An 18,092-nucleotide genomic window follows, 5' to 3' on the forward strand; every position below is an offset into this window, starting at 1 on the left:
CCGTGGCGTGACGCCCGTCACGTCGGCGGCCGGAACATCGACCGGGCCCCGCCGGTTGTGACGGGTGTCGGTGTGCCCAGTGTCCCCGGGCCTCACCTGAAATGCCTTCGCGGAATACCGTCCGGCTGGAGCCGCGTCGCGCCACGCGCCGAGAGGCGACCTGCACACCGACACCAGCGGCGCCCCGGTCTTTCGGCCGGGGCGCCGCTGGCTTTGCCCACCCCGGGCCGCAGGTGGCAGGAGCCGAACCGGGGCGCGCCTCGTGCCGCGCCCGCCTGAGCGCCGTCGGGCGTGACGCACCGCTACCGCCGGCGGGCGCCGGCCGGGGTCTGCCGGGCGACGTCCGCCATCCGCTCCCGCCCCCTTTGCTCTGCACCCGCCGACGCAACGGCTACGGGGCGTCACCAAGCCATCCGGGCCGACCCAGCGCGGACACCGCAAACATGCTGTTCCGCCGGGGTGCTGCGCCGGTGGGTGCAGAGCAAAGGAGATGCGGGAGCCGGCGTGGGGTTGGCCGGCCGGCACGCAGCGTGAGACCGCCCCGCATCCCTCTCGGTCGAGGGTCGCAGTCACCGACGGTGACCGCGACGTGCCCCTCGCCGGCGTCAGGCGGGGGTGGAGGTCGGGGTGGGAGAGGTGGTGGCCGGGGTGGCGCGGCGGGCGCGGACGGCGGCGGCCAGGTCGTCCAGCACCCCCTCGGTGTCGTCCCAGCCGAGGCAGGCGTCGGTGATCGAGCGGCCGTACTCCAGCTCCCGCGTCGGGTCCAGGTCCTGCCGGCCGGGGAGCAGGAAGCTCTCCAGCATGACGCCGACGATGCCGCGCTGCCCGGCGGCGAGCTGGGCCGCGACGTCGGCGGCGACCAGCGGCTGGCGGCGGTGGTCCTTGCCGCTGTTGGCGTGGCTCGCGTCGACCACGACCCGCTCCGGCAGCCCGGCCGCCCGCAACTGCGCCAGCGCCGCGGCGACGGAGGCGGCGTCGTAGTTCGGGCCGTCGTTGCCGCCCCGCAGCACCAGGTGGCCGTCGGCGTTGCCCCGGGTGTGCATGATCGCCGGGGTGCCGGAGACGTCGATGCCGGGGAAGACGTGCGGGACGCCGGCCGCGCGGATCGCGTCCACGGCCGTGCCGATGCTGCCGTCGGGGCGGTTCTTCATGCCGATCGCCATCGACAGCCCGGAGGCGAGCTGCCGGTGCACCTGGCTCTCCACGGTGCGGGCGCCGATCGCGCCCCAGGCGACGGTGTCGGCGATGTACTGCGGGGTGATCGGGTCGAGGAACTCGCAGCCCACCGGCAGGCCCAGCCGCAGCACGTCCAGCAGCAGCGCGCGGGCGGTGCGCAGGCCGGTGTTCACGTCGCCGGAGCCGTCCAGCGCCGGGTCGTTGATCAGGCCCTTCCAGCCCACCGTGGAACGCGGCTTCTCGAAGTAGACCCGCATCACGATCAGCAGGTCGTCGGCGAGCCGGTCGGCGACGGTGCGCAGCCGGGCCGCGTACTCCAGGGCGGCCGCCGGGTCGTGCACCGAGCACGGGCCGACCACGACCAGCAGCCGGTCGTCGGCGCGGTCCAGCACGCGGGCGACCGCGCGCCGGCCGTCGAGCACGGCCTCGGTGAGCGCCGCGTCCAGGGGCAGGTGGTGGTGGAGCAGGGCCGGGGTGGTCAACGGCACGACGCGGTCGATCCGCTGGTCGATGACGCGATGGCTGTCCGGGGACGTCACGGTGGGGTTCCTTCCGCCGACCGTGCCCCGGGGCCGGCGCCCGAGGTCGAGCCGGCTGCTCGTACGCAAAAGGGCAGGGAATCAGGCCCCTGCCCAGCCGGCTCGAAGAGGAAGTGACGTCAGATCACGGTGAAGTCACCGGCTCCTCCAGCCGGCTGTCTAAACCATCGATACGACCGCGTCACGCCGACCAGCCTACCCGACGCGGCGGGAAAGGCTCACCCCGTCGTCGGGAAAGCCTCGCCTCACGCTCACTTTCGTCGATGTATTCGTCGGTAGTTTCGGCGCCACACACCATCGCCTGGAGGTTCGAATGGACCGTCGTACGCTGCTGCGCGCCACCGCCGCGTCGGGGGCCGCCGCGCTGGCCGGCAGCCTCTGGTCGTCCGTCGCGTCGGCCGCCCCCGCCCAGCCCGGGACGGGTCCGTACGGGCCGCTGGGCGCCGCCGACGGCAACGGCATCCAGCTCCCCGCCGGGTTCACCAGCCGGGTGGTGGCCCGGTCCCGGCAGGCTGTCGCCGGCACCTCGTACGCCTGGCACGACGCCCCCGACGGCGGGGCCTGCTTCCCCGCCGGAACCGGGTGGATCTACGTCTCGAATTCCGAGATCAACCCGGGCGGCGGGGCGTCGGCCGTGCGGTTCGCCGCCGACGGGAGCATCGCCTCGGCGTACCGGATCCTGTCCGGGACCAACCAGAACTGCGCCGGCGGCGCGACCCCGTGGGGCACCTGGCTCTCCTGCGAGGAGGTCAGCCGGGGGTACGTCTACGAGACGTACCCGCAGGGCGGGACGGCACCGCCACCAGCGGCCCGGTCACCTGGGCCCGGGTGCCGGACCCGGACGGCTCGCCGACGTACACCCGCCAGCAGGTCTCCGGGGCCAAGCGGTTCGACGGCGGCGAGGGCTGCTGGTACGCCGACGGGACCTGCTGGTTCACCACCAAGGGCGACAACCGGGTCTGGGCGTACGACGCGGTCGCGCAGCGCATCGACCTGGCGTACGGACGGCACCCGGCTCTACTTCTCCTCCCAGCGCGGCACCTCCGGCGCGTCGTCGGGCGGGATCACCTACGAGGTGCGCGGCCCGTTCCGCTGAGCCGCCCACTGGGTAGAGACTCCGGCATGAGTCACGACCAGAGCGACGCCGACCGGATCTCCTCCCGCGCCCACCTGCTGCCCGAGGAGGCGGCGGTGGGCAGCGACGACGCCTACGCCCAGGCCGAGGCGATCCTCGCCGAGTCCGACCGGCGGGAGGCCGACCGCTCCGCCGCCCCCGACACGGTGCTAGAGCAACGCACCTCCGACGAGACGGTGACCACGATCGAGCCCCCGGACTGAGAGCCCCACCCCGTCCACCCCGGGCGGCGGCCCGCGCCGCCCGGGGCGGGCGGGACCGGCCGTGCCGCGCCGCGCCGACCCACTCGCGTCACGCCTGCGACCTCGGGATCGGATAGCGTCGGGCCATGCCCGACAGCGGTTTCCCCTGGCCGATCGAAACGACCCGACTGGACAACGGCCTGCGTGTGGTGGTGAGCGAGGACCGCACCGCGCCCGCGGTCGCGGTGAACCTCTGGTACGACGTGGGCTCCCGGCACGAGCCCGACGGGCAGACCGGGTTCGCCCACCTCTTCGAGCACCTCATGTTCGAAGGCTCGGTGAACGTGGCGAAGACCGAGCACATGAAGCTCGTCCAGGGCGCCGGCGGCTCGCTGAACGCCACCACCAACCCGGACCGGACGAACTACTTCGAGACCGTCCCGGCCGAGCACCTGGAGTTGGCGCTCTGGCTGGAGGCCGACCGGATGGGCGGCCTGGTGCCGGCGCTGACCCAGGAGACCCTGGACAACCAGCGGGACGTGGTCAAGAACGAGCGCCGCCAGCGCTACGAGAACGTCCCGTACGGCGACGCGTGGCTGCGGCTGCTGCCGCTGCTCTATCCGCCCGGCCACCCCTACCACCACGCGACGATCGGGTCGATGGCCGACCTGAACGCCGCCGACCTGGCCACCTTCCAGGCGTTCCACCGCACCTACTACGCGCCGAACAACGCCGTGCTGACCGTGGTCGGCGACGCCGCCGCAGCCGAGGTGTTCGCGCTGGCCGACAAGTACTTCGGGGCGATCCCGGCCCGGGAGTCGATCCCGGCCGCGCCGGACGGCCGGCACGTGCCCCGCGCCGGCGCGCCGGTCGCCGAGACCGTCACCGCCGCCGTGCCCGCGCCCCGCGTGTTCGTCGCGCACCGCACCCACCCGTTCGGCACCCCCGGGTACGACGTGCTGACCGTCCTGGCCACCGTCCTGGGCAGCGGCCGGGGCAGCCGCCTCTACCAGCGCCTCGCCGACGGCGAGCGGCTCGCCCAGCCCGACCTGGTCGGCGCGTACGGGGTGGACCTGCGGCACGCGCCGGCCCCGCTGATCGTCACCGCCACCGCCCGCCCCGGGGTGACCGGGGAGCGGCTGGCCGCCGGGGTGGCCGAGGTCGTCGACGAGCTGGCCACCGTGCCGGTCACCGCCGCCGAGCTGGACCGGGCCAAGGCGCTGCTCAGCACCGCGTGGTGGCGGCAGATGTCCACCGTCGACGGCCGCGCCGACATCCTCGGCCGGTACGCCACCCAGTTCGGCGACCCGGCGAAGGCCGCCGAGCGGCTGCCCGCCTGGCTGGCGGTCACCGCCGACCAGATCGCCGAACTCGCCGCCGAGGCGCTGCGCGCCGAGGACCGGGTCACCCTGACCTACCTGCCCGAGGAGACCGCATGAGCCTGATCGCCGACCGTCCCGGGCCGGGGTTGGCCCGGCCGTACCGGTTCCCGCAGGTGGTGCGCCGCGACACCGCCGGCGGCCGGGTCGTCGCCGCGCACCTGCCCGGGCAGAACCTGGCCGTGGCGCTGCTGCTGCTCGACGCCGGGGCCGGCCGCGAGCCGGTCGGCCGGGAGGGGCTCGGCGCGGTGCTGGCCAAGGCCCTGGAGGAGGGCACGGCGCAGCGGGACGCCACCGCGTACGCGCTCGCCATCGAGGCGCTCGGCACCGAGCTGGTGACCGGGCTCGACTGGGACTCGTTCCAGGTCAGCGTCCAGGTGCCGGTGGAGCGGCTCGGCGCCGCCGTCGAGCTGCTCGCCGAGGCCGTCCGCACGCCGAAGCTGGACCCGGACGACCTGCGCCGGGTCCGCGACGACGAGGCGACCGCCCTGCGGATGGACTGGGCCAACCCCGGGCCCCGGGCCGAGGCGGCGCTGCGGGCCGACCTGTTCGGCGCGCAGAACCGCTGGGGTCGACCCATGTACGGCGACCCGGACTCGGTGGCGGCCCTGGACCCGGAGGACGTCACCGTCTTCCACTCCGAGTGGTTCCTGCGCCCCGGCACCCTGGTCGTCGCCGGTGACCTGGACCGGCTCGACCTGGACGCGCTGGGCGCGGCGGCGTTCGCCGGCACCGGCGGCGGCCCGACCCCGGTGGAGGGCCCGATCGACGTGCCGCTGCGCGCCGGCCGGCGGATCATCCTGGTCGACCGCCCCGGTTCGGTGCAGTCCACGCTGCGGCTGGGCCACGCCGCCCCGCACCGGGCGCACCCCGACCACGTGCCGATGGCCCTGGCCGGCACGGTGCTCGGCGGCGCGTTCACCTCCCGGCTCAACCACCTGATCCGCGAGGTGCGCGGCTACACGTACGGCATCCGGGGCGACTTCGCCTCGTCCCGCCGGTTCGGCCGGTTCGCGGTCAGCTCCGGGGTGCAGACGGCCGTGACTGCGCCGGCCCTCGTCGAGGCGGTCGGGGAGATCACCCGTACCCGGGCCGGCGGGGTGACCGAGGACGAGCTGGCGGTGGCGCGGTCGTGGCGGGCCGGGCAGCTCTCGGTCGAGCTGCAGAGCCCCCGGGCGATCGCGTCGGCGCTGACCACCCTGGTCGTGCACGACCTGCCGGACGACTACCACGCCCGGCTGCGCGAGTCCCTGCTCGCCGCCGACGTGGCCGAGGTGTCGGCCGCCGCCGCGACCCACCTGCACCCGGAGTCGCTGACCCTGGTGGTCGAGGGCGACGCCGCCCTCATCCGCGACGAGCTGGCGGCCACCGGCCTCGGGGAGATCGTCGACGTCCGCCCCTGACCCGGGCGGTGTGATTCGCGTCGCGCCCCGGCCGGCGGGGCGGCCCGGCCGGGGCGGCGATGTTCCGGCCGGGGCCCGCCCACGCCCCGGAAATTCCGGCGCGGCGCGCGGTGGCGACGCCGACGTTGCGGCGCGGGGCCGCCCCCGGCCCGTCCGGCCGCCGCCCGGGCGGTGGGAAAGCGTTCCCGGCCCGGCCGCCGACCTGGGTAGCCTCGCGGGCATGAGGATCGGCATTGTGGGGGCCACCGGCCAGGTCGGTGGCGTGATGCGGCAGGTGCTGGCGGAGCGCGAGTTCCCGGCGGAGCAGGTGCGGTTGTTCGCCTCCGCCCGGTCGGCCGGGCGGACCGTGCCGTGGCGCGGCGGCGAGGTGACGATCGAGGACGCGGCCACGGCCGACTACGCGGGCCTGGACATCGTGCTCTTCTCCGCCGGCAAGGGCACCGCCTTGGAGCTGGCCCCCCGGGTCGCCGCGGCCGGCGCGGTGGTGATCGACAACTCGTCGGCGTTCCGGATGGACCCGGACGTGCCGCTGGTCGTCGCCGAGGTCAACCCGCACGCCGCCGCGCACCGCCCGAAGGGCATCATCGCCAACCCGAACTGCACCACCATGGCCGCGATGCCGGTGCTGCGCCCCCTGCACGCCGAGGCGGAGCTGGTGAGCCTCGTCGTCTCCACCTACCAGGCGGTCTCCGGTGCCGGCCTGGCCGGCGTGGCCGAGCTGGAGGAGCAGGTCCGCAAGGTCGCCGAGCAGGCCGCCGGGCTGGCGTTCGACGGCACGGCCGTGGAGTTTCCCGCCCCCCGCGTCTTCGCCCGGACCATCGCGTTCAACGTGCTCCCGCTCGCCGGCTCGATCGTCGACGACGGCTCGGCGGAGACCGACGAGGAGCAGAAGCTGCGCAACGAGAGCCGCAAGATCCTGGAGATCCCCGGGCTGAAGGTCTCCGGCACCTGCGTCCGGGTGCCCGTCTTCACCGGCCACTCGCTCCAGATCAACGCCCGGTTCGCCCGGCCGGTCACCCCGCAGCGGGCCCGCGAGCTGCTCGACGGCGCGCCCGGCGTGGCCCTGTCCGACGTGCCGACCCCGCTGCAGGCCGCTGGCCACGACCCGACGTACGTGGGCCGGATCCGCGCCGACGAGACGGTGGAGCACGGCCTGTCCCTGTTCTGCTCCAACGACAACCTGCGCAAGGGCGCCGCCCTCAACGCCGTCCAGCTCGCCGAACTCGTCGCCGCCGAGCTGCGCTGACCGCCGGCGCGCCCCTGCGGCACGCTGCGTTACCCCGCCGGGGCGGCGGGTAGACACGGCGGTGCCGACACCGAGAGGGGAGCACCATGACAACGGTCGGAGAGTTCATGACGACCCGGTTGGTGACGATGGACGGCCACGAGACGCTCACCGCCGCCGCGCGGGAGATGCGCGACAGCGCCATCGGCGACGTGGTGGTGACCGCAGGTGACGACGTGGTCGGCATCGTCACGGACCGGGACATCGCGGTCCGGGGCGTCGCCGAGGAGATGGACCCCAACACGACCCGGCTCAACCAGATCACCAGCCGGGACGTGATCACGGTGAGCCAGTACGACGACGCCGTGGCCGCCGCCGACCTGATGCGCACGTACGCCGTGCGCCGGCTGCCGGTGATCGACGACGGCCGGCTGGTCGGCCTGGTCTCCATGGGCGACCTCGCGGTCGAGCGGGAGCCGCAGTCGGTGCTGGCGGACATCAGCGCCGACGACCCCAACAACTGACCGTCCGCCGCGGCACGCCGGCCCCCGACCCGGGGGCCGGCGTCGCGTCGTGTGCGTGCCCGCTCCGCCTCACCCGATCCGGGTGAGGTTGACCCCGTACCGGACGGGGACCCTTTCCCGACGTCGAACGCCGCGGGTCGACGGGAGGGGAGGGGCCCGATGCCGGACGCGACCACCAGATTCTTCGAGGACCTGGACCGGCGGGGGTACGAGCCGCTGCTGGTCAAGACAACCGGAACCATCCGCTTCGACCTGCACGAGGGGCCGCAGACCACCCACTGGCTGGTCGCGATCGACCGGGGCCGGATCAGCGTCAGCCAGGAGGACCGGGAGGCGGACACGGTCGTCAACACCAGCCCCGTCCTCTTCGAGGACCTCGCCGCCGGCCGGGAGGACGGCATCGCCGCGATCCTGCGCGGGGACATGACGGTCAGCGGCGACGCCCGGCTGGTGGTGCAGGTCGAGCGGCTCTTCCCCGGCCCGCCGACCAGCAGGGGCCCGCAGCGGCTGTTCCAGAGGGAGGCGTGCTGATGACGGAGGGCAACACGATCCGGATCCTCGACGGCAGCACCTTCGTCGTCTCCGAGGACACCGGCGACATCGAGGCGACGCCGAGCGAGCCCACCGGCATGTTCTCCCTCGACACCCGGTTCCTGTCCCGCTGGGTGCTGACCGTCAACGGCGAGCGGCTCAACGCCCTGTCCTACGACGACCTCCAGTACTACGAGGCGCGGTTCTTCCTGGTGCCGGGGATGGCCACCCACTACATCGACGCGAAGCTGTCGATCATCCGCGAGCGGATGGTCGGCGGCAGCTTCCGGGAGCAGGTCACCATCCTCAACCACGACGAGAAGCCCGTCGACCTCCAGGTCCGGATGGACGCCGGCTCCGACTTCGCCGACCTGTTCCAGGTCAAGGACGAGATCGTCAACAAGAAGGGCGAGCTGTACGCCGAGGCCGAGGCCGACCGGCTGCGCCTGGGCTACCGCCGGGGCAACTTCCGGCGGGAGACGGTCATCTCCTGCTCGCGGACGGCCACGTACGACCGCAACGGCTTCTCGTTCAGCGTCCACCTCGAACCGAACGAGCAGTGGAGCACCGACATCGACGTGCAGACCTTCGCCCTCGGGCCGGGCGGGCGGGACCTGCGGATGGGCGTGCGGGCGCACGGCACCGAGCGGCTGGCCCTCCAGCACGACCTCCAGGAGTGGATCGCCGCCGCGCCGAAGGTGAACAGCGAGTGCGAGCACCTGGCCCGCACGTACCGGCGGAGCCTCGTCGACCTCGCCGCGCTGCGCTTCTCGCCCCTGTCGCTCGGCGGCACCACCCTGCCCGCCGCCGGCCTGCCCTGGTTCATGACGATGTTCGGCCGGGACAGCATCCTGACCTGCCTCCAGGTGCTGCCGTTCGCCCCGGGGCTGTCCAAGACGACGCTGCGCATCCTCGCCTCGTTGCAGGGCACCCGGTTCGACGACTTCCGCGACGAGGACCCCGGGCGCATCCTGCACGAGATGCGGTACGGCGAGACGGCCGCGTTCGAGGAGCAGCCCCACTCGCCGTACTACGGCTCGGTCGACGCGACGCCGCTGTTCGTGGTGCTGCTCGACGAGTACGAGCGGTGGAGCGGCGACGAGTCGCTGGTGCGGGAGCTGGAGCAGGAGTGCCGGGCCGCGCTGAAGTGGATCGACGACTACGCCGACCTGGTCGGCAACGGCTACATCTGGTACGAGCGGCGCAACACCGACACCGGCCTGGAGAACCAGTGCTGGAAGGACTCCTGGGACTCGATCTCGTACCGCGACGGCACCCTGCTGCCCTTCCCCCGCGCCACCTGCGAGGTGCAGGGGTACGCGTACGACGCGAAGATGCGGGCCGCCCGGATGGCGCGCGAGTTCTGGGGCGACCCCGCGTACGCCGACCGGCTGGAGCGGGAGGCCGCGCAGCTCAAGGAGCGGTTCAACCGGGACTGGTGGGTCGACGACGGCCAGTTCTACGCGCTCGCCCTCGACCCTGACGGCCGCCGGGCCGACGTGCTCAGCTCCAACATCGGCCACCTGCTGTGGAGCGGCATCGTCGACCACGACCGGGCCGAACGGATCGCCGAGCACCTGGTCGGGCCGAGGCTGTTCTCCGGCTGGGGGGTGCGGACGCTCGCCGAGGGGGAGGTCCGCTACAACCCCATCGGCTACCACAACGGCACGATCTGGCCGTTCGACAACTCGTTCATCGCGTGGGGGCTGCGCCGGTACGGCTTCGCCGAGGAGGCCGCCGTCATCGCCAACGGGATCCTCGACGCGGCCCGCTACTTCGACGGGCGGCTGCCGGAGGCGTTCGGCGGCTACCAGCGGGAGCTGACCAAGTTCCCGGTGGAGTATCCGACCGCGTGCAGCCCGCAGGCCTGGTCGACGGGCGCGCCGATGCTGCTGCTGCGCACCATGCTCGGCATCGAACCGCACGAGGGGCACCTGTCGGTGGAGCCGCGCCTGCCCATCGGCATGGGCCGGATCGAGGTGCTGGACATCCCGGGCCGGTGGGGCAAGGTCGACGCGTTCGCCCGGGGCCGGCTGGACCTGCACAACCTGGCCGACTGACGAGTCGCCCCCGGGGGTGGCGGCACGCCGTGGGAGGGTACGTCCGGCCCTGGCGTGCCCCCACCCCCAGCAGGGTAAAGTCGCCGGATGCCGGAACTCGTGTATCCGCCCGTGATCGCCGCCGCCAAGACGATGTTCCGGGTCCTCGACCTGCGCCTGACCGTGGAGGGCAGCCACCACGTGCCGCGCACCGGCGGCGCGGTGCTGGCCAGCAACCACGTGAGCTACCTGGACTTCATCTTCTGCGGCTACGGCGCGCACGCGTCCGGCCGGCTGGTGCGGTTCATGGCCAAGCACGAGGTGTTCGCGCACAAGGTCTCCGGCCCGCTGATGCGCGGCATGAAGCACATCCCGGTGAACCGGCGGGCGGGTGCCGGCTCCTACAGCACGGCCGTGGACGCGCTGCGCCGCGGCGAGGTGGTGGGCGTCTTCCCCGAGGCCACCATCAGCCGCTCGTTCACCGTGAAGGACCTCAAGAACGGGGCGGCCCGGATGGCGCAGGAGGCCGCCGTGCCGCTGCTGCCGGTCGCGCTGTGGGGCACCCAGCGGCTCTGGACGAAGGGCCGCCCGAGGACGCTGACCCGCCGGCACACCCCGATCACCATCCTGGTCGGCGAGCCGATCGACCCGGCCGACCACGCCGACGCGAACGCGCTGAGCGCCGAGCTGAAGACCCGGCTGACCGCCCTCGTCGACCGGGCCCAGCGGGCGTACCCGGACACCCCGGCCGGGCCGGACGACAGCTGGTGGCAGCCGGCCCACCTCGGCGGCACCGCGCCGACGCAGGAGGAGGCCCTCGCTCTCGACCGGGGCGGCCGGCGCACCCCCGCCGCCTGACCGGGGCCGTCCGGCGGGGCCGGTCGCGGGATGCGCGGCTGTTCTAGCCTCGCGATCATGTGGAACCTCAAGGGCGGCCGGGGCCGGTCCGTCGACCTGGTGGCGCAGGCCCGCGCGGACGCGGAACGGCGGCACGCCGCCCCGCGACCGGACGCCGCCCCGCAGGCCCAGGACGGTGCCGAGGCGCCCGCCCGGCCCGCCCGCGACGGGCTGTCGCTCGGCGCGCTGCTCGCGTTCGGCCTGGTCACCTTCGTCGTGGCGCAGGCCGCGCTCGGCTACGTGGGCCGGGAGCGGATCCAGGGGTACGCCTGCGCGGTCACCGGCTGCACCGGCCCCGGCATGGCCACGGCGGGCTGGCTGCTGATCACCGTGCCGTTCCTGTACGTGGTGGCCGCCGTCGCGCTCTGGTCCCGCCTGCCCGGCCGGGCCCGCCCGGTGCTGATCCTGCTGGCGGCGCCCCTGGTGGTGGGCGGCTTCCTCTTCGTGCCCGGCGGGCGCAACGACCTCGACGACCTCGTCGACGGACCGGCCCGGTACGCGACGGCCACCGGCGTCACCTGGGCCGGGGCGGGCGTCGCCCTGGCCGTGCTCACCCTTCTCGTCGTCGCGGTGCTCGCCGAGAACATGAAGGTGGCCCTGCCGCCGGTCTGGGCGTCGCTCGTCGCGGCCGGGGCGTGTCTGGCCATGCTGGGGGTGGCGTTGGGCCGGGTCGAGCCCGTCCCGGTCACCGCCGAGCTGGCGTTCCCCGAGCGCACGTTCACCGCCGCGGGGGACACGCTCACCCGCACGTCCGCCGACGACCGGCGGGGCTGCGCCGGGGTGCTGGCCGGCGGCGGGCGGCTGGACGGCTGCGTGCGTACCGTGCGGGGAAGCTGGACCACCGACGACAGCGACGCCGTGGTGCGCCTCGCGGCGGTGCTGTTCCCGACGGAGGCCGTGGCCCGCGCGCGCCGGGGCCCGCTGCGCTCCGGCACCGCGCAGGCCGGGCTCGACGGCGAGACGGTCGACGTGGTGTCGACGTCGGGCAGCTGGGTGCTGTTCGTCAGCGTCGGCCACGCCGACGGGCGGGCGATCGCCCGCGGCGACCGGGGCCACCTGATGTGGGCGGCCAGCCAGGTCGTCTACCGGTTCATCGGCCACCAGGTCGGGCTGCTGGTGGCGCCCACGCCGAAGGACGGCATCGGCCCCCGCACGCCCTGACCAAATCCGGTGGGCGGCGGCGGGGTGGCCGGCTAGGGTGCCCCGATGCCCACACCACGCCTGGAGACGATCACCCCGGCCAACCTCGACGCCGCCTGCGAGCTGCGGATCCGCCCCGACCAGGAACACCTGGTCGAGCCGGTCGCCCGGTCGCTGGCCGAGGCGTACGTCTGGCCGGGCATCGCCTGGCCCCGGCTCGTCTACGACGGCGACGACCTCGTCGGCTTCCTGATGGGCTTCTTCCGCATCCCGTGGAGCGAGGACACCCCGACCGACCTGCGTTCCGGGCTGTGGCGGCTGAACATCGCCGCCGACCGGCAGGGGCGCGGCTACGGGCGGTTCGCCGTGCGGGCCGTGGCCGAGGAGGCGCGGCGGCGCGGCGAGCGGAGCATCTTCACCACCTGGGAGCCGGGGCAGGACGGGCCGGAGGGGTTCTACCTGCGGCTCGGGTTCCGCCCGACGGGGGAGCGCAGCGGCGGCCAGACCGTCGGCGAGCTTTCCCTCGTGGTGTGACGGTCGTCACGCTGCCCTCCTGTCGGTGTTCCCCGGCCGGCTCCGACCGTTGCCTGAGGGGTGCCGGAACCGGTGTCCGCAGGGGTGCCGGCACCGGTGCCCGCCCGACGGAGAGGAACACCGCGAGATGACGAAGGTGACCGCGCAGCTGTCCGTGTCGCTGGACGGGTGCTACGCCGGCCCCCGGCACACCGGCGACGGCGACTGGATGGACTCGGCCGAGAGTGCCGGCTTCTTCCGGGTCACCCGCTGGGTGACCAACGCGATGGCGTGGCGCGAACGCCAGGGCTTCGCCGGCGGCGAGCAGGACGCCAACTCCGACATCGTCGCGGAGTCCTTCGGCACGGCCGGCGCGTACGTGATGGGGCGGCGGATGGCCGACGGCGGCGAGATCCCGTGGGGCGACGAGCCGCCGTTCCGTGCGCCCGTCTTCGTCGTCACCCACCGCCCCCGCGAGACCCTGGTGCGCGGTGGCGGCACGAGCTTCACGTACGTCACCGACGGCGTGGTCAGCGCCGTCGCGCAGGCCCGCGCGGCGGCCGGCGGCAGGGACGTCGCCGTGGCCGGCGGCGGCAGCCTCGTCCGGCAGGTGCTCAGGGCCGGCCTGCTCGACGAGCTGGAACTGCACATCGTGCCGGTCGTGCTCGGCGGCGGGCTGCGGCTGTTCGACGCCGGCTCCGGGGGCGGCCTCGGCGGTGGTGCCGACGGCGGCCCCGACGCCGGGCTCGGTCTCGGCCAGAAGGAGGCGATCGAGCTGACCCCGACCCGGGTCGTCGCCACGCCGGAGGCCACCCACATCCGGTACGCGGTGCGCGGTCGCGCCCCTCTCGTGCTCGACGACCGGGGCAGCGGCGGCGGCCCGACGAGGACCGCCGGCTGACGGCCGCTCGCCCGGCGGCGAGGACTCGTTACAGTCCCCGCCATGTCCTTCACTCCGGGCCAGACCATACTTCGCCGGCACGTGCGGGCCGGCACCGTCACCGTTGTCCAGCCCATGCGGGTGGTGAGCGACGACGACGCGGGGCTGCTGCTCTGGAAGCCGGCCGGCAGCGAGTACGCCAACCTGGTCGACGCCGACGGGAAGACGCAGCATGAACTGCCCATCGACCGGATGCGCCGACCCCGGCTCGTCCACCAGGCATGGCGTCGGCACGACATCCTGGTGCTGATGCTGCCCGAGGCGTCGCACTCCGTCTGGTGGTTCTTCGCGGAGAGCGGCTTCGTCGGGTGGTACGTCAACCTGGAAACGCCGTACGTCCGTCACGTCGGCGGCGTCGACACCACCGATCTGCTGCTCGACGTCGTGATCGATCCGCAGCGCAACTGGTGGTGGAAGGACGAGGACGAGCTGGCCGCGCGGGTCGGGCATCCACTGTATCCGGATGCGGACGCGGCGGATGCCGCCCGCCGCGAGGGCGAGCACCTGATCAGGTTGGCCGAGGCCGGTGCGCACCCGTTCGACGGGACCCATGTCGACTTCCGCCCGGACCCGTCCTGGCTCAACCCCGATCTGCCTGCCGAATGGAGCGAGTTTCCGTCAGTTTGGTAGGGCGCGCATCGCGAGTCCTATGCGCATCGTCGGTTACATGAGAACCTGAATGTTCTTGTGACCGTACGACTACCTACGGTCATCTTGGCTGGAGGCGCGCGTGACCCAGATGTCGCTCTTCGGTCCCGGCGAGGCCGGGCCCGATCCGAAGCCTGCCGACGACCGCATCGTTCAGCTTCAACTCCTGATCACCGTGAAGGCTGCCCCGAATCCCTCTGAGAAGTATGGAGAAACCGTCTGTGTGGCGGGGCTGCGGACGGACGTGTTGAGGCCGACCTGGGTGCGCCTCTATCCGATCAACTTCCGGCACCTCGACAGCGACGAGGCGTTCAAGAAGTACGACATCGTCACTGTCGACGCCAAGCCGGCGCGGCAGGACCAGCGGCGCGAGAGCTGGAAGCCGATCATGGACCGGATCCGGAAGGAACGCCATCTCGACGGCTGGAAGTCGCGGCAGCCGTTGCTCGACCCGGCAGTCGAGGACTCGATGTGCCGGCTCAACCGTGAGGCGCAGGAGCGTTCCGACGCCCAATCGCTGGCCTTGGTGCGCCCCAAGGAAGTTGGTGCCCTCAAGGTCGTGCCGCATCCCGGTTGGACCGCTGAGGAGCAACGCAAGATCGAGGCGTACGCGAACCAGCCGGATCTTTTCAGCGGCCGAAGCAAGTCCCCGTTGCAGGCACCCCGCTTCAAGGCCGCCTACCACTACCGTTGTCACGAACCCGGGTGCAACGGGCACAAGCAGCACGTCATCGATTGGGAGTTGGTCGCGCTACAGCGCCGACTCGACGGCTACTCCGACGCTGCGCTTCGGGAGGCGCTGGAGGCCAAGTTTCTGGGGGAGATGTGTGCGCCGAACCGCGCCGTCGCCTTCTACGTCGGCAACCAGGCCAAGCGTGTCCACGTCTTCAGCGTGCTGGGAGTGTACTGGCCGAAACGATAGGCAGCAGCCGGCCTTCGAGGGCGTGCATCAGGACCCGACGGTGACAGCGGCTCTCGTCCGCCTCGAAGCAGAGCAGGGCCACGAGTTCGCGCTGGGCCGCCTCGGCGAGGGCGTCGAGCGCTGCCCGCGACTCGGCGCGGTGCAGCCTGGAGGCGTATGCCGCACGTGCCGACTCCAACTCCTGCGAGTTGCCCCCGAAGCCTGGGCGGTTCTCCTTCGGGTTGCCCAGCTCGCGGTGGTGTTCGTAGACGATCCCCTGCGCGGCGAGTGCCTGGCTCAAGGCCGTCTTGCTGAAGCCGCGCTTTCGCGAGATCGGCGTCATGCGGACGTCTACCAGGCGGGCGACCCTCAGGCCCGAAAGTTCACGTACGAACTCGTCGATGGACCGACCTTCGTAGCCGATACCCAGGATGCCGATGCGGTTACTCGTAGCTAAGGTGGCGCTCATTGGAACACTCTTTCATGCGTTGTCTGCCTGGCCTACCGACACCCGGAACCCTTCCTGGTTCGTACGGTCCGCCCGAACGGGCGTGACTTGGCGCGCTCACCGCTGCGACGACGCACGTCGCGCCCATGCTTTGGAGATCTTGGAAGCTGGTGGCCCCTGCAGGGGCCGAATTCTTCCAAGATCTCCTGGGGTTCCGCTCATCCGTTGGGGGTGCGTGGGCGGGCGGGCTCTACGCTTGTGGCGTGTCGGGGCAGCGGGACGTGATCGATCTGGACGAGGGCGATCGCGAGTCAACGGAGGCTGGCGGCGTCACCCCCGACCGCAGCCTGGTCCGGCGGAGGAACGTGCGACTCGTCGCCGCCCTTCTGGCCGGCGTCGTGCTCGGCGGAGTCGGCGTCAACGAGTTGCGGGACGCGCGGGACGAGCGGCAGCACAGCGCGGCGGTCTCGCTTCTAGCGTTCCCCGCCTCAGGTGGTGGTGGCGGCGGTTCCGGCGTCGAGGGCGTCCTGCAGATGGATGCGCTGCTGGCAGTGGTCAACGCCGGCCCCGCGCCGGTCACGCTTCGTGTCGTGGCCGGGCAGGGGCCGGGCGTGGGGCTCCGGGACGCCGGCCAGTCGCGGCTGCTGCGGCCCGGCGGGGTCGGCTGGATCGAGGTTGAGCTCCGCCTCGAGTGCGCGAACGCCTTCGGAAGCGAGCCGCTGGTGGTGCGCTTCTCGGTCGAGACCGCCGACCGGCGGGCCAGGGAGGCCACCTACCCCGTCGCGGTGACGGGGAGCGTCTGGCACCGGGGGGCCGAAGTGCCCTGCGAACACCTCCGTTGACGCGACGCCGCCTGGCCGCCGGGCGCGTTTCGCCGGACCTTGGACACCTTCTGTTCGTGGCTTACGTCAAGTGTCCAAGATCCGGGTAAGAGCGACCTGCCTGGCTTCGAATATCTGACGATGGGCGTCAATGTCTGTAGTATGCCCGGAGTGTCTCCCGCGCGACGTCAAGGAGAACTTCGTGTTTCGATCCCGCAATGTCGCCAGCGCTGTCGCCACCGCCGTCGCGGCCGTCACCGTCCTGGCCGGTACGCCCGCCCACGCCGGCACCCGACCCGGTCCACCATTGAGCCTCGACCTCGACCGGGCCGAGATCCACCAGAGCATCGACGGCTTCGGCTACTCGATCGCGTTCCAGCGCGCCACGCTGGTCCACAACCTGTCCGAGGCGAAGCGCGCGGAGGTGCTCGACCTGCTCCTCGACCGGCGCAAGGGCGCCGCGCCGACGATCCTGCGGCTCGGCATCGGCTCGTCGACCACCGACGTGTACGACAACATGCTCTCCATCCAGCCGACCGACCCGGGTGGCCCGGCGGCCACCCCGAACTACCAGTGGGACGGCTGGGACGGCGGCCAGGTCTGGTACGCCAAGGAGGCGCGCAAGCGTGGGATCAACCGGTTCTACGCCGACGCGTGGAGCGCGCCGGGGTACATGAAAGACAACGGCACCGACGCCAACGGCGGCAGCCTCTGCGGCCTGTCGGGCGTCACCTGCGCCAGCGGCGACTGGCGGGAGGCGTACGCGCGTTATCTCGTGCAGTACGCCAAGTTCTACCGGCAGGAGGGCATCCGGATCGACGAGATCGGGTTCACCAACGAACCCGACTGGACGGCCCCGTACGCCTCGATGCGCTTCACCCCGGCGCAGGCCGCCGAGTTCGTGAAGGTCCTCGGCCCCGTCGCCGAGCGGGCCGGAGTGGGGTTGGTGTGCTGCGACTCGTTCGGTTGGCAGCAGTCGGACGCGTACGCCCAGGCGATCGAGGCGGACCCGGAGGCCCGCCGCCACCTGGACCTGTTCACCGGGCACGGCTACGCCAGCCCCTCGGACCGCCCGCTGCCGACCACGGCACCGACCTGGATGACGGAGTGGGCCCCGTCGAGCACCGCCGACGGCTGGAACGAGGCGTGGGACAGCGGCAAGGGCACCGACGGCATCGCGGTCGCCCAGCGCATCCACGACACCCTCGCGAAGGCCGACGCCAGCGCCTTCGTCTACTGGCTCGGGTCCTCCCGGGGCGCGACGGCGGCCCTCGTGCAGGTCGACAACGCCACCGACAGCTACCGGGTGTCGTCCCGGCTCTACGCCTTCGCCGCGTACAGCAGGTTCATTCGACCCGGGGCGGTGCGGATCGGCGTCGACGGCGCGCCGGCGGGCCTGGCGGTGTCGGCCTACCGCAACGCCGACGGCACCGAGGTGGTGCAGGTGATCAACACCTCGACCGAGGCCGTGCGGACCACCGTCGACCTGCGGAGGCCGACCGCCTACCTCACGGACTCGACGCACAGGCTGGAGCAGGTCGACGGGCTCGTCTCGGGGCACGGCGCGCACCCGACGGTCGAGCTGCCGCCGCGCTCGCTGACCACCCTGGTCGGCGGCCGGGGCTGAGTCGTCCGGTCCCTACCCCGCGTG

17 protein-coding genes and 1 pseudogene are annotated in these 18,092 nt (G+C 73.0%); 16 read left to right on the top strand and 2 right to left on the bottom strand.

The window, feature by feature from the left end; genetic code table 11:
• Positions 1 to 605: 605 nt before the first annotated feature.
• Entirely contained in the window at positions 606 to 1,715 is a 1,110-nt protein-coding gene (locus TK50_RS21040; RefSeq protein WP_043966183.1) for a 3-deoxy-7-phosphoheptulonate synthase, read from the bottom strand.
• Positions 1,716 to 2,028: 313 nt separating this feature from the next.
• On the opposite strand from TK50_RS21040, the pseudogene TK50_RS21045 reads away from it, so the two are divergent.
• From TK50_RS21045 to TK50_RS21110, 14 genes and pseudogenes are all read left to right on the top strand, one after another.
• Positions 2,029 to 2,811, top strand: a pseudogene (locus TK50_RS21045) (alkaline phosphatase PhoX).
• Between the two features lie 26 nt (positions 2,812 to 2,837).
• Positions 2,838 to 3,053: a hypothetical protein gene (locus TK50_RS21050; RefSeq protein ID WP_043966184.1), complete on the top strand. Its 216-nt coding sequence runs from the start codon at positions 2,838 to 2,840 to the stop codon at positions 3,051 to 3,053.
• Between the two features lie 125 nt (positions 3,054 to 3,178).
• Positions 3,179 to 4,471, top strand: coding sequence for a M16 family metallopeptidase (locus TK50_RS21055; protein ID WP_043966187.1), 1,293 nt, complete (start codon positions 3,179 to 3,181; stop codon positions 4,469 to 4,471).
• Positions 4,468 to 5,814 carry a M16 family metallopeptidase gene (locus tag TK50_RS21060; RefSeq protein ID WP_043966188.1) on the top strand — a complete coding sequence of 449 codons (1,347 nt, stop codon included), beginning with the start codon at positions 4,468 to 4,470 and terminating at the stop codon, positions 5,812 to 5,814. Before TK50_RS21055 ends, TK50_RS21060 begins: the two co-directional genes overlap by 4 nt.
• 220 nt (positions 5,815 to 6,034) lie before the next feature.
• Positions 6,035 to 7,060, top strand: a complete 1,026-nt coding sequence (locus tag TK50_RS21065) for an aspartate-semialdehyde dehydrogenase (RefSeq protein ID WP_043966190.1) — start codon at positions 6,035 to 6,037, stop codon at positions 7,058 to 7,060.
• Between the two features lie 86 nt (positions 7,061 to 7,146).
• Positions 7,147 to 7,563: a CBS domain-containing protein gene (locus TK50_RS21070; protein ID WP_043966193.1), complete on the top strand. Its 417-nt coding sequence runs from the start codon at positions 7,147 to 7,149 to the stop codon at positions 7,561 to 7,563.
• Positions 7,564 to 7,722: 159 nt separating this feature from the next.
• On the top strand, positions 7,723 to 8,094 hold the full coding sequence (locus TK50_RS21075) for an SCP2 sterol-binding domain-containing protein (protein ID WP_043966195.1): 372 nt from the start codon (positions 7,723 to 7,725) through the stop codon (positions 8,092 to 8,094).
• Positions 8,094 to 10,154, top strand: coding sequence for an amylo-alpha-1,6-glucosidase (locus tag TK50_RS21080; RefSeq protein ID WP_043966624.1), 2,061 nt, complete (start codon positions 8,094 to 8,096; stop codon positions 10,152 to 10,154). The genes TK50_RS21075 and TK50_RS21080 overlap by 1 nt, the downstream gene beginning before the upstream one ends.
• Before the next feature lie 87 nt (positions 10,155 to 10,241).
• A complete protein-coding gene (locus TK50_RS21085; protein WP_043966198.1) occupies positions 10,242 to 10,991 on the top strand; it encodes a lysophospholipid acyltransferase family protein in 750 nt (249 codons plus the stop codon).
• A 57-nt stretch (positions 10,992 to 11,048) separates the two neighbouring features.
• Positions 11,049 to 12,191, top strand: a complete 1,143-nt coding sequence (locus tag TK50_RS21090; RefSeq protein WP_043966200.1) for a hypothetical protein — start codon at positions 11,049 to 11,051, stop codon at positions 12,189 to 12,191.
• Between the two features lie 45 nt (positions 12,192 to 12,236).
• Complete coding sequence (locus tag TK50_RS21095; RefSeq protein WP_043966202.1) at positions 12,237 to 12,704, top strand: GNAT family N-acetyltransferase; 468 nt, start codon at positions 12,237 to 12,239, stop codon at positions 12,702 to 12,704.
• Between the two features lie 127 nt (positions 12,705 to 12,831).
• On the top strand, positions 12,832 to 13,584 hold the full coding sequence (locus TK50_RS21100) for a dihydrofolate reductase family protein (RefSeq protein WP_043966204.1): 753 nt from the start codon (positions 12,832 to 12,834) through the stop codon (positions 13,582 to 13,584).
• Positions 13,585 to 13,665: 81 nt separating this feature from the next.
• Positions 13,666 to 14,253: a ribonuclease FAU-1 family protein gene (locus TK50_RS21105; protein ID WP_241774062.1), complete on the top strand. Its 588-nt coding sequence runs from the start codon at positions 13,666 to 13,668 to the stop codon at positions 14,251 to 14,253.
• 100 nt (positions 14,254 to 14,353) lie between these two features.
• Positions 14,354 to 15,193 (top strand): hypothetical protein, encoded by an 840-nt coding sequence (locus TK50_RS21110; protein WP_082106462.1) that lies wholly within the window; start codon positions 14,354 to 14,356, stop codon positions 15,191 to 15,193.
• Here TK50_RS21110 and TK50_RS21115 read toward each other — a convergent pair.
• Entirely contained in the window at positions 15,159 to 15,641 is a 483-nt protein-coding gene (locus tag TK50_RS21115) for a DUF488 domain-containing protein (protein WP_043966207.1), read from the bottom strand. The two genes, TK50_RS21110 and TK50_RS21115, sit on opposite strands and share 35 nt — an antisense overlap.
• Before the next feature lie 242 nt (positions 15,642 to 15,883).
• On the opposite strand from TK50_RS21115, the gene TK50_RS21120 reads away from it, so the two are divergent.
• Both TK50_RS21120 and TK50_RS21125 read left to right on the top strand, forming a co-directional pair.
• Positions 15,884 to 16,462 (top strand): hypothetical protein, encoded by a 579-nt coding sequence (locus tag TK50_RS21120; RefSeq protein WP_144420342.1) that lies wholly within the window; start codon positions 15,884 to 15,886, stop codon positions 16,460 to 16,462.
• A gap of 181 nt (positions 16,463 to 16,643) precedes the next feature.
• A complete protein-coding gene (locus tag TK50_RS21125; RefSeq protein WP_043966209.1) occupies positions 16,644 to 18,068 on the top strand; it encodes a glycoside hydrolase family 30 protein in 1,425 nt (474 codons plus the stop codon).
• Positions 18,069 to 18,092 lie beyond the last annotated feature (24 nt).

It is taken from the genome of Micromonospora haikouensis (genome assembly GCF_000876225.1).
In the GTDB taxonomy this organism is placed as follows: Bacteria; Actinomycetota; Actinomycetes; order Mycobacteriales; family Micromonosporaceae; genus Micromonospora; species Micromonospora haikouensis.

Coding starts and splice junctions, on each gene's coding strand:
- TK50_RS21050 (WP_043966184.1), top strand. CDS start 2,838: ATGAGTCACGACCAGAGCGACGCCGACCGGATCTCCTCCCGCGCCCAC.
- TK50_RS21055 (WP_043966187.1), top strand. CDS start 3,179: ATGCCCGACAGCGGTTTCCCCTGGCCGATCGAAACGACCCGACTGGAC.
- TK50_RS21060 (WP_043966188.1), top strand. CDS start 4,468: ATGAGCCTGATCGCCGACCGTCCCGGGCCGGGGTTGGCCCGGCCGTAC.
- TK50_RS21065 (WP_043966190.1), top strand. CDS start 6,035: ATGAGGATCGGCATTGTGGGGGCCACCGGCCAGGTCGGTGGCGTGATG.
- TK50_RS21070 (WP_043966193.1), top strand. CDS start 7,147: ATGACAACGGTCGGAGAGTTCATGACGACCCGGTTGGTGACGATGGAC.
- TK50_RS21075 (WP_043966195.1), top strand. CDS start 7,723: ATGCCGGACGCGACCACCAGATTCTTCGAGGACCTGGACCGGCGGGGG.
- TK50_RS21080 (WP_043966624.1), top strand. CDS start 8,094: ATGACGGAGGGCAACACGATCCGGATCCTCGACGGCAGCACCTTCGTC.
- TK50_RS21085 (WP_043966198.1), top strand. CDS start 10,242: ATGCCGGAACTCGTGTATCCGCCCGTGATCGCCGCCGCCAAGACGATG.
- TK50_RS21090 (WP_043966200.1), top strand. CDS start 11,049: ATGTGGAACCTCAAGGGCGGCCGGGGCCGGTCCGTCGACCTGGTGGCG.
- TK50_RS21095 (WP_043966202.1), top strand. CDS start 12,237: ATGCCCACACCACGCCTGGAGACGATCACCCCGGCCAACCTCGACGCC.
- TK50_RS21100 (WP_043966204.1), top strand. CDS start 12,832: ATGACGAAGGTGACCGCGCAGCTGTCCGTGTCGCTGGACGGGTGCTAC.
- TK50_RS21115 (WP_043966207.1), bottom strand. CDS start 15,641: ATGAGCGCCACCTTAGCTACGAGTAACCGCATCGGCATCCTGGGTATC.